The following is a 14,647-nucleotide window of genomic DNA, read 5'->3' on the forward strand; positions in this document are numbered from 1 at the left end:
TGACGCATTTCCCGCGCAACTGTGTGGGAGCGAATTCATTCGCGAAAGCGGTGTGTCAGACACAAGTATTTTTGCAGGCTTGCCGCCTTCGCGAATGAATTCGCTCCCACGTGGACCTCATTCACAAACCCATCGCAACTACTGGGTTACCTTCTCGAGCCAGCCCGCCAAATCATTGACCTCAGTCTCGTTCACACCGTGAGGCAGCCCGGCATAGGCGTGGTATTGCGGCTTGAGCCCCAACGCTTTCAGGTACGCCTCGGCATCGCTCGCGCCCTGCACCGGGATCAGTGTGTCGGCTGTGCCGTGGCCGATGAAGACAGCGAGTTTGCGCAGCGCCGGATCAGGCTTGAGTTCCGCCTTGAGCACCGGCAGCATGTGGCCACTCAATGCTGCAAAGCCTCCCACCAGACCGGGATCACGCAGCGCCACTTCGTAGCTCATCATGGCACCCTGACTGAAGCCCACCAGAAAGACCTTTGACGGCTGGGTCTGGTATTTGCTCGTCGCCTGTTCAATAAACTGCTTCAGCAATTGCCCGCTGCTTTCAAGGTCCGACGTTACGCCGTCGTAATAGGCAGAATCCCGCTTCGGGGTGAACCACTGATAGCCCTCCTCCCTTGCGTTCATCGGCGCCCGCACCGACAGGTAGTTGTAATCACTCGGCATCAGCGAGGTGAAGCTGAGCAGGTTGGTTTCATCGCCACCGTAGCCATGTAAAAAGATGACCAGCGGCTTGTCTTTGACTTCAGTGCTGGCCTGTTCCACATAAGCCAGAGGCAGATCACGCAACAATGGCTGCCCGGCCTGAGCCAACCCGCACATGGCAAACAACATGAAGGCAAACACTTTCAACATTAATCAAGACCTCGGATGAGCGCTGCCTGTCTTCAGGACAGCGCTAAGTGGGGGGTAAGGATCAATCATCGATGCCGGTGTGGCTGACCCTTTCCGGACGCAGCAACTGCATTTGCTGACGATAATCATCCGTCACCTGACGGGACTGGCTGCTGCTGGTGATCACACGTGGCGTTATCAGCACGATCAGCTCGGTGCGCGCCTTGGATTTGCTGGTAGTGCCGAACAACCAGCGCAGACCGGGAATCTTGCCCAGATACGGTATCGAGCTGGTGGTCTCGGAATTGTTCTGATTGATCAGACCGCCTAGCAGCACTGTCTGGCCGCTTTGTACGGCAACCTGAGTCGACACCGAACGGGTCGAAATGCTCGGATTGGCCTGCGTATCGGTGATAGTAGACGTGTCCGCATTACTGACCTGCTGCTGGATGTCCATGTACACCAGACCGCCCGGATTGATCCGTGGCACCACATCCAGAATCACACCGGTCTGCACGTATTCGACGCTGCTCAGGGTGGTATCGGAGTTGATGGTGTTGACCGTGGTCTGGCTGATCGGGATGTTATCGCCGACCTGGATCTGCGCCTGCTGGTTGTTCATCACCACCAGAGATGGCGCGGACAGCACCTGGGTGCGGCCGTTGGTTTCCAGGGCACGCAGGGCGACTTGCAAGTTACTACTGACAAACGAGTAGAACAGCGAGGAGTTCTGAACCCCTAGGCCGCCGCCGCCCAATGCGCCCTGACTGCCAGAGGCATTATTGATGTTGGTGGTGCCAGTGTTACCCGCCAGACGGCCCAGGTACCACTGCACTCCCAGATCAAGGTCGCCGGTCAGATTGACTTCGAGAATCCGCGTTTCGATCTGCACTTGCAGCGGCGCGTTATCGAGGCGCTTGATGGCCGCTTCGATCTCCTTCCACTGCGCCGGGCGGGTACGGACCAGCAACTGGTTGCTGCTCTTCTGTGCAGTGATACGGGTGCTGGCATCGATGCCCTTGGGCGTGTTGCCGGTACCGCCGCCCTGCTCCGCGCTGGTGTCGGATTCGCTGTCGAGGTTTTCTTCGCTGCTTTCGCTGTCCTGCTCTTCGTCGCCGCTGCCCATGCCCTGGTTCTGGTTGTTGCCCATCCCCATGCCGCTGCTGTTGCTGCCCATGCCGCCCACACCACCGAAACCGCCGGTGCTGTTGTTCATGCCATTGGAGGTGCCACCTGAGCTCAATGATGAGAGCGAGCGGGTGCGCAGACCCGGTGCAACCTTGGCCGCAGAGTCATCCTTGATCGCGCCGTTACCGTAGATCTGGCGCAGGTATTTGGCGAGGTCGGTGGCTTTCATGTTGCGCACATCGTAGACGTACATTTGCGGCTCGTTGCCGCCACCCTCGTCGATGGTCCGGATCCAGTCACCCACTTCACGCAGGTACTCCGGCTGCGAAGAAATCGCCACCACGGAGTTGGTCCGTTCGATGGGCAGGAAACGCACCATGCCCGCCAACGGCATGCCGCTGTCGGGGCCGAACATTTTTTGCAGTTCTGGCATCAGCTCGCCAACCGAGGCGCGCTGCAAACCAAACACACCTACTGACATACCCTTGAGCCAGTCAACGTCGAAAGTGTCGATGGTGTCCTGATAGTTGGCCAGTTCATCCGGCGTACCCGACATGCTCAATACGTTGCGTGCCGGATCAACCAGCAGGAAGGCGTTTTCCCGGGCGAACGGCTTGAGCAGTTTCTGCATCTCGGTAGCCGAGATATAGCGCAGCGGGAACAGCCGCGCCGACATGCCGGCTGCGGGCTGGGATACGGTCATTTCCGGCACAAGCTTGCCCGCGACCGCCTGATTGGCGGGCAGAATCACGTAGCGATCGCCCTGCTTGATCATGGCGTTGTCAGTCCAGGAGAGCAGCGTCTCGAGGATCGACAGCGCTTGCCGCTTGTTAACCGGCTTGGAGGTCGAAAAACTCACCTCACCCTTAACGCCTTGAGCAATGCTGTAGTTCTCGTGCAGCAGGTCGCCCATGATGCTGTTGATCACGGCTTCGATGGGCTGGTTGGTGAAGTTGAAAACGATGTCACCGACTTCAGCGTTACGACCTGCAGGCGCCGAAGATGGCGACGCGGACGTCGGCTTGCGCACGAATTGCTGGTTGCCACGGATCAACTGCCGGGTAGGCGCTATGGCGGGTTGAGGCTGCGACGCTTCCTGCGGAACCTGCTCACTGCGCGGATCAACCGGCGGACGTTGCGAGCCGGTGCCGTTCAGGGCCTCGCGCAACATGTCGCTGTCTTGATCGTAATTGTTGGGCGCTGTGGCACAACCGCCGAGGGCGACAGCTGTGGCCAGGCACAACATTGGAGTGCGCAAGCGAGGGAATTGACGAACGCCTGAAGAAGTAGCCATTTACTGGGTGGACTCGCGAGGAAGAGAAATCGGTGGTGTTTTAGACGGCGGCGGCAAACGCAGCGCACGCAGCGCCAGGCTTTGAGTGCGACCGTCGGAAGAAAAATCGGCTTGCATGGGGGTCAGCTTTTCCAGCTTCCAGCCGTTGGGCAGTGACTCGCCCTGGTGCACTTTCAGTGGTGGTCCGTCAGTACGTTTGATCAAGGCAACGCGCAGTTCGCCGTCGATCATGATACCGGTCAACGTCAGGCCTGCGAGACTGGATGCCTGAGCTTTTCCAACCGAGCGATCCGGCGTGCGGTCGGTACTGAACAGCGGGGCCTGCCAGGTTTGCGCAAGGCTTTGCAGCGTAGCACTCGGGGCGACAAGCGATTTTCCGGCTTTGTCATTTTGCGAACGCGGAGCCTGTGCCGGCAACCAGTCCGGGGAATTGGCAGCGCCGCTGACAATTGCGGTAATGACCAGACCGAGAACGGCCGCCAGACCGAGCAAGCCCCATTCGGTGGAGCGCAATGAACCGATCATTGGGCATCCTCTTCAGTGTCGGGCGCGTCTTGAGCTTCGGACGCCTCTTCAACTTCAACGCCTGCCGGTTGCAGATAACCACGGACCAGTAAGTGCGCGACCAGCTTGCCAGCCCCGCCTTTAACCGGCGCATCGGCGCCACGGCGCACGCTCATTTCATCGACAAAGAGAAACGGCCGCTGGTATTCCAGCTCGTGCAGAATCGCGGTCAATGGCTCGATGGCGCACTCCAGGGTCAGGCTGACTTTGACCTGGCGGTACGGCTCGGCGCTGTCCTGTTCCGGAGTGATCGGCATGCGCTGGGTCAATGCACAGCCGCCACCGGTGCTCGCGTGGCTGTTGATCAGGTCGGCGATGCGCTGCATCAAATCGGCAGCCACGGCGCTGGGATCATCGCCGGGCAACAGGCTGGTGCTGCTGGCAGGATCGTTACGGGCCTGTTCAAGTTGCTTTTTCAGCGTGTTGCCCTGGCTCAGCAAGCCCGCGTAGCGCTGTTGCTGCTCACGTAGCTGGTCGGCCTGAGCATCGATTTCACGCAGCGGCCCGGCGAACCAGCTGTCGATCAGCAGCCAATAGGCGAAGCACAGCACCAGCGCCAATACGATCAGCGCGGCACCGCGACGTTCACGGCTGGTCAGTGGTCGGCGCATTTGCGGCCTCCTGATGCAAATGGGCGCGCAGCGAGAAACGATCCTTGCCGGTTTGTGGGTCAGGCTGAATGACGCCCTGAAATTGTGCGTTGTCCAGACTGTGGCAATCTTTCACCCGGGCAATCAGGGCGCTGGCCTTGGCGCTTTGCCCGGAAAACGAAACTTCGGCGCTGTCGGTGATTTCCAGTTGGTCGATCCAGGTGTCACGCGGCAGGCAAGCCGTGAGTTCGCTGAGCAGCGATGCATACGTCGGCTGCGCGGCTTTACGCTGGATCAGGTAACTGGCGGCACCGCGGGTATTGGTCAGTTGCTGACGGATTTTCTGAATCTGCGCGACCTGGGCTCTTTGTGCCTGGACGGTGCTTTGCATTTCTTCCAGCAATTGCTGGCGACTGTTGAGCCAGAGAAACATGGCGACGATCAACAGGCCGCCGCACAGCCACAGGAGTTTGCGTTGCAGGCCCAGACCATTGCTTTTTTGCCGAGGACGCAACGGGGCGGGTAGCAGGTCAACACCCAGACGAGACGCGTGATCACTGCCCACATCCACGGCGTGCGGCTGCAAGCCGAGGGTTGCGCATTCATTGAGAATCGCAACCAGCCGCTCGCGCAGAATCGCTACCAGCGTGACATGAATAAAGGCGCCACTGCGCTTGTCCTGCCGGGCAACAAAGTACAGCTGCGAGGCATCGTACGGCGTAAATCGGTCCAGTTCATAACCAACCACGGTGTTCAGGTCCCGGGCAGCGGCCAGAGGCAGTTGCAGGCTTTGCACAAGCACCATTGACGGCGGCAGCAGTAAAACCTGTTGTACGTTTGCAGGCAGGACCGGCAACGATCCCACCAACGGCCAGGCATGCAAGTGCTCCGGCGTGTCGTGAATCAACAGCCGCTGCAGTTTCTCGGGCATGCAGGCCCGCAGTTCCGCCAGCCACAATTGCCAGCCGCGTTGCAGCAGGCTGCCGCGCCACTGTTGGGCGATACGCTCGGCAAGGGCCAGTAAGGGCGCAGGCAAGGTCATCTGCCGCGCTGAAAATAGTCGATTCATTCTTGCCAACGCAGGACCCGATAAGGCTGTGCGCTTCCCTCCGATGGGCTCAATAAAACAGTGGTCTGTAGCTCGGCATGGAAACCGCCGGGGCGTTGCGCGTAACTTTCGATCATCAATACTTCACCCGGATCGCTACCCACCGCGCTCTGGTTTGGCAGGTTCAAGGCCCGCCGCAACAACGGCGATGCAAAAGCCGGTTCAGGTCGGTCCAGCCCACTCCACAACGTCACTTCCGGCAGCATCTGGCGATACAACGCCTGAGTCATGCCCGGTAATTGCCTGACTTCTTCAATCACCCGCAGCGGCGGCGAACCCGAACCGCGACGGCTTTCAATCTCCTGGGCCATGGCCGCAGCCTGATCTTTCCCGGCACCGCAAGCCTGGGCCAGACGGGCAATGTCACCCGCCACTGCACTGTTCAAATCCAGCTTGCCGCGCTCGCTGCGCACCCTGATCCGCAACTGCGCATCATCAAAGCGCAATGCAACTTCCCGGCCATCGGCGATCCAGCGTTTACGTTCCAGCGGATCGCTCAAACCTTTGACTGCCATCGCCAGACCAGCCTCTGCTGCCAAATGCGCCTGAGTGTGTTGCCGGGCCCACAATGCCTGGCGACTTTCCAGTTGCACCCAACTGGCCAGACTGCCGAGTAACAGGCTAAGAAGCGCCAAAGCCCATAACACCAGCAGCAATGCGACACCGCGCTGTTTATCGGGTACCGCCCTCATTGGCCGCCCGCTCCACCAGACAAATCCAGCCGCAGCGCCACTACTTCAGTCAGCCATGGCACCGGGCCGTTGAGCTTAGCGTCGATCCGCACCGCTCGCGGCAGGCGCGTTGGCCAGGGCCAGTCGGCCATCCAGCCAGTGGGCTCACCTTTGGGTGTGACCCCCCGGTAGCTCAAACTCAACGACTCAACATTACGCGCCAGCACCTGCGGGTCGCCCCACGGTCTGGAAGTGGTGCCATCGGCTGTGCTCAGAATCTGCGCGAAAGCGACCTGCAACTCCCGACCCTTTACCTCAAGGGTGTGCAGCTGAATCCCGCCGCCCAGCTCCCCCGGCAACGTGGCAACAAATTGCAGGCGCTGGCTTGAGCCGACAAAAAAGCCGCTACTTTCGCTGTCGTCTTCCGAACTGTCCAGCGGTAATGCCTGACCAATGGAATCTCGGAGGAAATTCTGCGCCGCACGCATCTCGTCCAGGCTGGTGGTGTAACGCTGGGCTTTGAGCACGGCCCGGTTGGCACCGAGCATCGCGCCGCCCACCAGAACGAGCAATACACCCAGCAGGCTCAGCACCAACATGATTTCCAGCAGCGTGAAACCACGCTGAGCCGGTCTCAAGATCCGGCTCCGGTGACTGCGCCACGTAACCTGAGTGTGCTGAACTGTGCCCGGCGCTGATGCTCACGTACGTCAAGGTCCAGCCGGAACATTCGGGCCTGACCGTTGCGTCCCGGCATCTGCTGGATATCCAGCTGCCAGCTGATATCGCCCGCCAGAACGCCTTGCCGTGTACCGCTTTCCAGCGGACCGGCAGCTTCCTGATCCAGGATCGTACGCGCCGCATGTGTCAGGCGATCGCTGTGCGACACTTGTTGCAAGGACCGTGCGCTCTGCCCAAAGGCCACCAATAACACGCTGCTGCACACCGCCATCACGGTCAGCGCTGCAAGCATTTCCAGCAAGGTGAAACCACCCTGGCTGCCGCCGTTCATGGCAACGCCTTGGACTGCACGCTGCCGGTCAGCCAGCCGATGTCGATGCGCCAGCGCCGATCACCATTAACCAGAGTCAGGTTGCCGCCGGTGGAACCGCCGTCCGGGTAGAACTCGACAGTCGAGCCCATCTCCGCAGCCGTCTGCAAAGTCACCTGCAATTCCGGCGGCCAGTGATGAATACGCTGGTCCGGGGCCTGGAAGGCTTTCGACCTGAGATCAAAAACGGTACGCGCCGGTTGCCCGGTGACAATCGCCTTGACCCGTGTTGCGCGTAAAGCGTTGACCATTTGCCCGACAGTCTGGCGCTCTTTCGCCGCACTCAGGCCCTGCTGTAAACCGAACCCTACGAGACCAATGGCGATACTCATCAAAACGATGACCACCAGCATTTCCATCAGGGTAAAACCACGGCTTGCAGCACGACTGTTCATGATCGGTGATTATTCCCAGTTGCCCAGGTCAGCGCTGTAGCCTTCGCCGCCTGCCTGGCCGTCCTGGCCGAAAAAGATCAGGTCAAACGTGCCGTGCTGGCCCGGGAAGCGATAGCCGAACGCGTGACCAAACGGGTCTTTAAGGTCCGAAGGCTTGGCATACGGGCCAGCCCAGCCGGAAGCATTGCCGGATTTCTCCACCAGTTGCTGCAGGGTTTTAGGCGGCGAACCGACGTCCAGCGCGTAGCTTTCGATCTTCATCGACAGGCTGGCCAGTTGCGCTTTGCCCGCACCGTATTTGCCTTTGTCGACGTTACCGCCGACCTGACGCACTACAATGGTCGCCACAATGCCCAGCAACACGATAACCGCGAGCATTTCCAGCAAGGTGAAGCCGTTTTGTCTGCGGCCCGGTTTGAAGCGTTTACGGCTGAAACTCATCACAATCGTTTCCTCTTTCGAAAATTCAAATATTGCTGGTCAGGCTCATCAACGGCAGCATGATCGCGAGCATGATCACTGCCACCATCCCGGCCATGACCACGGTCAGAGCAGGCACCAGCGCCGCGAGCATCCGGTCGATGCCGCGCTTGGCCTCGATGTCGAATACATCCGCGACCTTGAGCAACATGCTGTCCAGTTCGCCCGCCTGTTCGCCGACTTCAATCATTTGCAGGGCCAGATCCGGCAACAGCGGCTCGGCACCAAAGGCACTGGCCAGCGTGCCGCCGCCTTTCACTGATTCTGCGGCTTGCGCGACCTGCGCTTGCAGCGCGCGATTAGTACAGACCTGACGAGCAATGACCAGCGCTTGTAACAACGCAACGCCATTATTGAGAAGTGTGCCCAATGTTCGCGCCAGACGAGCAGCTTCGATACGTTGCAGCAGCGGGCCGATGATGCGAATCCCCAGCAGACGACGATCATGACGTTCACGTCGGGCCGGATCCTTGCGGCGCACCATCACCAACCAGATCAAGGCAATCAACCCGGCCAACACCGCCAGCCCGTAAGCACTTAAAAACTCACCCAGGCCGAGGATCACTTCAGTGATCAACGGGATCGGCACGCCAAGATCCTTGAAGATCGGCACGAACTGCGGCACCACGTAGGCCAGCAGCAACGCCAGAGATCCCAGCACACCCACAACAAGAAACGCCGGGTAAATCAGCGCGTTGATCACTTCGCCGCGCAGCAACTGACTGCGCTCCAGGTAATCACTTAGCTGGCGCAAGGTGCTTTCCAGCGCACCGCCCGCCTCGCCCGCACGAACCATGCTTATATAAAGAGAAGAAAACTGCGTGCCCTCTTCTTCCAGTGCTGCCGAAAGCGGCTTACCGGCCTTGACCTGTTCGCGAATGCGCTCGATCAACGCCCGGGTCTGCGGCTGGCCGGGCTGCTTGAGCAGGATGCCCAACGAGCGCTCCAGAGGCTGACCGGCACCGAGCAGCGTTGCCAGTTGCTGGGTAAAACTCACCAGCGCCGCACCATTGAGCATGCCGCGGCCGAGTGCATTACGCAGGCCGCCCATACCGGCAGGGTCGATTTGCAGGACCAGCAGGCCGCGCTTTTGCAAAACAGCGACGGCCGCGTCCTGATCCTTGGCATCCAGGGTGCCATTTTGAGCAACGCCCTGACTGTCCAGGGCGCGATATTTAAACAGGCTCAATTACCTTCCCCGCGGGTCACCCGCAAGACTTCCTCAAGAGAGGTGACACCGGCCACTGCCTGACGCAAACCTTCTTCATGCAGGGTCCGTAAACCACCACGACGGGCCGCTTGCTCCAGCGTCGACGCATCGGCATGACGCATCAGCAGGCTGCGCAATTCTTCGTTCATCACCAGCAATTCGGTGATGGCACTACGGCCGCGATAGCCACCACCGGGCGCATCGGGGCGTGGACGGTACAGCATGATTGGACGTTCGTCAGTAAAACGATCAAGTCCGTGCTCTTCTATTAATTCAGGCGGTGCTTCAAACGCTTCGCGAGTCGCAGGATCGAGACGACGCACCAGACGCTGGGCCAGAATACCGTTCACGGTGGAAGCAATCAGGTAACTCTCGACACCCATGTCCAGCAAACGGGTGATACTCGCCGCCGCACTGTTGGTGTGCAGGGTCGAGAGCACCAGGTGACCGGTGAGCGAGGATTGAATCGCGATGCGGCAGGTTTCCAGGTCACGCATCTCACCAATCATGATCACGTCCGGGTCCTGACGCACGATGGAACGCAGCGCTCCAGCGAAGTCCAGACCGATAGCGGGCTTGACCTGAATCTGGTTGATGCCTTCGAGCTGGTACTCCACCGGGTCTTCAACAGTGATGATCTTGCGTTCGGCGGTGTTCAGCCGGGACAGCGCGGTGTAAAGCGTGGTGGTTTTACCGGAACCGGTCGGACCGGTCACCAACAGGATGCCGTGAGGCCGTTCCAGTACTTCAAGAAATTCGTCGAGGCGTTCGCCGTCGAAGCCCAGGCTCGGGAAGTCGAAATTGATGGTCTGCCGATCCAGCAGACGCATGACCACCGACTCACCAAAACTGGTGGGCACGGTAGAAACCCGCAAGTCGAGCTCCTTACCTTGAATACGCAGCATGATCCGCCCGTCCTGAGGCAGCCGACGCTCGGCAATATCAAGCCGGGCCATGATCTTCACCCGCGAGATCACCGCCGCCGATGAACTGGACGGCGGCGCTTCGGCTTCGTGCAGGACACCGTCGATGCGGTAACGGACTTTGAGCTGGCTTTCAAATGGTTCGATATGGATGTCGGAGGCGCGATGCTCGACGGCCCGTTGCAGGATCAGGTTGACCAGACGAATCACCGGCGCTTCGGACGCCATGTCTTTCAGGTGTTCGATGTCCTCAAGCGAGCCGCCCTCTTCGTCGAGGTTCTCGATCAGCGTGCCCATGGCTGAGCGACCCTGGCCGTAATAACGCTCAATGAGGGTTTCGACTTCATTACGGGGGCCGACCGACAGCAAGACCGGCACATCGCAGGCGTATGCAACGGCTTGAAACGGATACAGCAGATGCGGATTGGCCGCCAGCACGCGCAAGCCACCGTCACTCCAGCCCAGCGGCACGATCTGGTAGTGACGCATGAAGCGCTCGGTCAACGGCGGCAACGGGTCCAGCAGCGGCGGCGCGGACTCGGCCAGCACCAGCGGCGCATCAAGAAGAGCCGCCCAGGCACGGGCCAGTTCAAATTCGGAGACCAGACCCAATCGGGTCAGCAAGCCCAGCAGCTCTGCGGATTCGGACTCTTGAGCCGATTCCTGAGCCAGACGACGGGCACGTTCCAGATCAACGGTCTTCAGACCGGCATTTTCCATCAACCAGGCGCAAACCTGCTCGGCATCGGGGATCACTAATCGGGAGGTATCGACGGGGGCGGACATATAGGTGCGGGCATCTGTACAGATCGAAGGAGCAAGGGTACCAGCCTCTTGACCGAATCGGGATCAATCAGGAGGCCGGTAGAAAAACGGTTAGACCATCAATTCGAGGTTTTTTGCGAATTGTTTTTGGTGGCGTCGAGAGGACGACCGCCTTTGGTGGTCTGGGCTTGCTGTTTTTTCAACACTTTGGCGTCTTGAGTCTGGGTCAGCACCGTGGAATCGGTAGCACCCGACTTCGCATCGGCATCGGTGGCTTCAGCAGCGATTGCAGCACCAGTAAGTGCAAAACCCAACACCACGCCCGCACCAATAAGAGGCAACTTCATAAACTATCTCCCGCAAAATAATAATAAATAGCTACGCAATACCCACCGAAAAACAGAGGCATTAAACCGCAACTAAGGGGAACCTCGGCATCGTGCCAGCAGCGAAGATGAATCGCTCGCCGAAAATTCTTAAACCAATCGACCAGTAGGTTTAGCATGAGTTCAAATTTGTAAGCAAAAAAAACAAAAATTCACTCAAAACGAGCTTTTGTTTGACATTCCGGGTCGAGAATTGTCTTAATTACGCCGCCAACGCGAATCAAAGTGCCATCTTGTGATGCCACAGTGATATCAAGTAAAGACACGAAACACATAATTCTTACAATATAAATACACGTTTAAAACACTAACTATTGCGCTGAGATTAATACTCGGAAAGTCGCGAAGAAGGTGAAGTATTGCCCGAATTAAAGTTCGTGAGCAGTCAGAATTTAGCAGCCTTTAACAGCATAAAACTTGAAAATTGGTAGTCGGAGTAATACATGAACAAACGGAAAATGATCGGTGCAAAGTATGCACTCGCTTTGCTGGCGCTGGCAGTATCACAGGTCCACGCAGCCACCAGCGCGGCCACTAGCCCTTCGCTGGATGAAGGCAAGGTAAGCCGTGCCGAGAAGGCCGCAGAAAAAACCCTGAAAAAAATGACCCTGGAAGAAAAGCTGGCCTACATCGGCGGTACCGGTGGTTGGGATGTGAAGCCATTGACTCAATATGGCATCCCGCAGATTCACGGTGCTGACGGCGGCGTCGGTGTTCGTTACACCAGCGAAGGCAACGCTCAGGGCGTGGTTTATCCGTCCGGTCCTAACCTGGCTGCTACCTGGAACCCGCGTCGTGCCATCGATCTGGGTCGCGCCCTGGGTTATGACACCGCTACCGGCGGCTACCAGTTCGTGACTGGCCCTGGTGTCAACCTGTACCGCATGCCTTACAGCGGTCGTGCCTTCGAATACCTCTCCGGTGAAGATCCGTTCCTGGGTGCAAGCCTCAGCCCAGCAGTGATTAACGGTATTCAGTCCCGTGGTGTATGGGCGAACGCCAAGCACTACGCAGCCAACGACCAGGAAAGCAACCGCTTCAACCTGGACGAAACCATCAGCGAGCGCGTACTGCGCGAAATGACCCTGCCTGCCTTCGAATCCGCTTCGAAGAACAGTAAGGTCGCGATGATGATGTGCGCCTTCCAGAAAGTGAACGGTGAGTTCGCTTGCGAAAACGAACACCTGATGCGCGACATTCTGAAAACAGAATGGGGCTATCCAGGCTTCGTACAGAGCGACTACAACGCTGTAGTCCACGGTCTGAACGCCGCTCAGGCAGGCACCGACCTGGACATGATGGGCTATCAGATGAATAGCACCATCCTCAAGCCTTACCTGGACAGCGGTGAGCTGGACGTAGCGACCATCGATGACAAGGTTCGCCGCATCCTCAAGCAGATCTACCTGTACAAGTTCGACAGCAAAGCGCCATTGACCGCGCACAACATGAACAGCGCCACCAGCAACAAGGTTGCCCTGAACGCTGCGCGTGAAGGCATCGTGCTGCTGAAAAACGACAACAACCTGCTGCCGTTGAACAAGCAAACGGTCAAGAAGATCGCAGTGGTCGGCACCCTGGCCAAGTACGCGCCGCCTACCGGTTTCGGTAGCGCCAACGTCATGGCTGCCCACTACATCAGCGAGCTGAGCGGTCTGCAGCAGTTGGCACCTAACGCCAAGGTCGAGTTCATCGACGGCCTGTCGCTGGACCCGAGCGCCACTACCTGGAGCCACGCAGACAGCGATGGCAAAAGCGTCAGCGGCCTGAAAACCGAGTTCTTCACCAACGCCAACTGGTCCGGTGATGCTGCGGCGACCCGTACCGACAAACACGTTGATCTGGACTGGTCCACTGACACCCTGCCAGTCAGCGGTGACACGTCGAACACTTCGATTCGCTACACCGGTCAGATCACACCGACCACCAGCGGCGACCAGGTGTTCAAGATCCGTGCTGACGGCGCAGTACGTCTGTATGTGAACGGCAAGAAGGTCCTGGACAACGGTGACGGCAAGCCGCTGCCGAACAACAGCATTCCGCCGACCATTCCGGTGTTCGCCAAGGTCAACCTGGAAGCAGGCAAGGCTTACGACATCAAGCTGGAATACTCGCGTCGCAACGGCTACCTCTCCACCATGGGCGGCCTGGTTGGCGTGCAAATGAGCTGGGCTTCGCTGAATGCTCCGCAGGATCTGTCTCAGTACGATGCAGTGCTGGTTGCAGTGGGTAACAGCAACGAATACGAAGGTGAAGGTTTCGACCACAGCTTCGACCTGCCGGAATTCCAGAACGAGCTGATTCAGAACATCGCCAAGGTCAACCCGAACACCGTGGTGACCATGCACGGCGGTACCGGTCTGAAGATGAGCGACTGGATCGATCAGGTTCCTGCTGCGCTGCACGCGTTCTACCCGGGTCAGAACGGCGGTCAGGCTCTGGCTGAAATCCTGTTCGGCAAGGTCAACCCGTCGGGCAAGCTGCCGATCAGTATCGAACGCAACATCGAAGATAACCCGATCTACGCGACCTTCCCGAAATTCGACAACGAAGAAACGCTGAAAACCATGAGCTACAAGGACGACCTGCTCCTTGGCTATCGTGGTTACGAGAAGAAAGGCATCAAGCCGCTCTATCCGTTCGGTTACGGCCTGTCGTACACCACCTTCGGCTACAGCAACATCACCGTTACTCCGGGTGTCGCAGTGGGCAACACGCCTATCAAGGTGTCGTTCGACCTGACCAACACCGGCAAGGTGGGTGGTTCCGAAGTTGCCGAGCTGTATGTTGGCCAGCAGAACCCGAAAGTCGAGCGCGCTATCAAGGAGCTGAAAGGCTACAAGAAAGTGTTCCTGAAGCCGGGCGAAAGCAAGCGTGTAACCATCGAGCTCAACGATCGCTCGCTGGCTTACTACGACGTGGACAGCAAGCAATGGGTTGTGGACGCAGACAGCTTCAACCTGTCGGTGGGCGCGTCGTCTCAGGATATCCGCCTGAACGCCAAGCTGGTCAATCCGTTCCGTCAGGAACTGTCGACCACCACCAGCAACCCGCTGCCACGCTCGGCGCTGAACTCCACGCTGCGTGATTCGGCAGTCAAAACCGGCGGCGTGCTTGATCAAGGCACCGGCGACACCGACACCAGCGAAGGTGATGGCTACGACACCACCGATGACACCACCACTCAAGGCAGCGCAAGCGGTAACTAAGCGCTGATTCAGGGATAGAGCCGGACCTCTCACGAG

At 58.7% G+C, this 14,647-nt stretch carries 14 protein-coding genes; 1 reads left to right on the forward strand and 13 read right to left on the reverse strand.

From position 1 onward, the window contains the following. Window positions 1-138: 138 nt before the first annotated feature. From K3169_RS18605 to K3169_RS18665, 13 genes are all read right to left on the reverse strand, one after another. Entirely contained in the window at window positions 139-858 is a 720-nt protein-coding gene (locus K3169_RS18605) for an alpha/beta hydrolase (protein WP_263267366.1), read from the reverse strand. A gap of 61 nt (window positions 859-919) precedes the next feature. Beyond that, on the reverse strand, window positions 920-3,259 hold the full coding sequence (gene gspD / locus K3169_RS18610) for a type II secretion system secretin GspD (protein ID WP_263267368.1): 2,340 nt from the start codon (window positions 3,257-3,259) through the stop codon (window positions 920-922). Then, window positions 3,260-3,784 carry a general secretion pathway protein GspN gene (locus K3169_RS18615; protein ID WP_027900812.1) on the reverse strand — a complete coding sequence of 175 codons (525 nt, stop codon included), beginning with the start codon at window positions 3,782-3,784 and terminating at the stop codon, window positions 3,260-3,262. Then, window positions 3,781-4,434: a type II secretion system protein GspM gene (gene gspM, locus K3169_RS18620; protein WP_231673473.1), complete on the reverse strand. Its 654-nt coding sequence runs from the start codon at window positions 4,432-4,434 to the stop codon at window positions 3,781-3,783. Before gspM ends, K3169_RS18615 begins: the two co-directional genes overlap by 4 nt. Then, window positions 4,409-5,482 carry a type II secretion system protein GspL gene (locus K3169_RS18625; RefSeq protein ID WP_263267369.1) on the reverse strand — a complete coding sequence of 358 codons (1,074 nt, stop codon included), beginning with the start codon at window positions 5,480-5,482 and terminating at the stop codon, window positions 4,409-4,411. Before K3169_RS18625 ends, gspM begins: the two co-directional genes overlap by 26 nt. Further along, the gene (locus tag K3169_RS18630; RefSeq protein WP_095098762.1) at window positions 5,479-6,213 is read right to left on the reverse strand and encodes a type II secretion system protein GspK; all 735 of its coding nucleotides are present in this window, start codon (window positions 6,211-6,213) and stop codon (window positions 5,479-5,481) included. Before K3169_RS18630 ends, K3169_RS18625 begins: the two co-directional genes overlap by 4 nt. Then, the gene (locus tag K3169_RS18635) at window positions 6,210-6,830 is read right to left on the reverse strand and encodes a prepilin-type N-terminal cleavage/methylation domain-containing protein (protein ID WP_122708768.1); all 621 of its coding nucleotides are present in this window, start codon (window positions 6,828-6,830) and stop codon (window positions 6,210-6,212) included. Before K3169_RS18635 ends, K3169_RS18630 begins: the two co-directional genes overlap by 4 nt. Next, window positions 6,827-7,204, reverse strand: a complete 378-nt coding sequence (locus K3169_RS18640) for a type II secretion system protein (protein ID WP_122708769.1) — start codon at window positions 7,202-7,204, stop codon at window positions 6,827-6,829. Before K3169_RS18640 ends, K3169_RS18635 begins: the two co-directional genes overlap by 4 nt. Continuing rightward, the gene (locus K3169_RS18645; protein WP_080238180.1) at window positions 7,201-7,638 is read right to left on the reverse strand and encodes a GspH/FimT family pseudopilin; all 438 of its coding nucleotides are present in this window, start codon (window positions 7,636-7,638) and stop codon (window positions 7,201-7,203) included. Before K3169_RS18645 ends, K3169_RS18640 begins: the two co-directional genes overlap by 4 nt. Before the next feature lie 9 nt (window positions 7,639-7,647). Beyond that, window positions 7,648-8,079 (reverse strand): type II secretion system major pseudopilin GspG, encoded by a 432-nt coding sequence (gene gspG, locus K3169_RS18650; RefSeq protein ID WP_027900819.1) that lies wholly within the window; start codon window positions 8,077-8,079, stop codon window positions 7,648-7,650. A gap of 25 nt (window positions 8,080-8,104) precedes the next feature. Next, window positions 8,105-9,307 (reverse strand): type II secretion system inner membrane protein GspF, encoded by a 1,203-nt coding sequence (gene gspF / locus K3169_RS18655; protein WP_231676278.1) that lies wholly within the window; start codon window positions 9,305-9,307, stop codon window positions 8,105-8,107. After that, window positions 9,304-11,037: a type II secretion system ATPase GspE gene (gene gspE, locus K3169_RS18660; RefSeq protein ID WP_027900821.1), complete on the reverse strand. Its 1,734-nt coding sequence runs from the start codon at window positions 11,035-11,037 to the stop codon at window positions 9,304-9,306. Before gspE ends, gspF begins: the two co-directional genes overlap by 4 nt. 98 nt (window positions 11,038-11,135) lie before the next feature. After that, complete coding sequence (locus tag K3169_RS18665; protein ID WP_027900822.1) at window positions 11,136-11,363, reverse strand: hypothetical protein; 228 nt, start codon at window positions 11,361-11,363, stop codon at window positions 11,136-11,138. 482 nt (window positions 11,364-11,845) lie between these two features. Here K3169_RS18665 and K3169_RS18670 point away from each other — a divergent pair, with 482 nt between their 5' ends. Beyond that, the gene (locus K3169_RS18670) at window positions 11,846-14,611 is read left to right on the forward strand and encodes a beta-glucosidase (RefSeq protein ID WP_263267377.1); all 2,766 of its coding nucleotides are present in this window, start codon (window positions 11,846-11,848) and stop codon (window positions 14,609-14,611) included. Window positions 14,612-14,647: the final 36 nt, after the last annotated feature.

Origin of the sequence: Pseudomonas phytophila (genome assembly GCF_025643095.1) — a bacterium.
GTDB lineage: Bacteria > Pseudomonadota > Gammaproteobacteria > Pseudomonadales > Pseudomonadaceae > Aquipseudomonas > Aquipseudomonas quasicaspiana.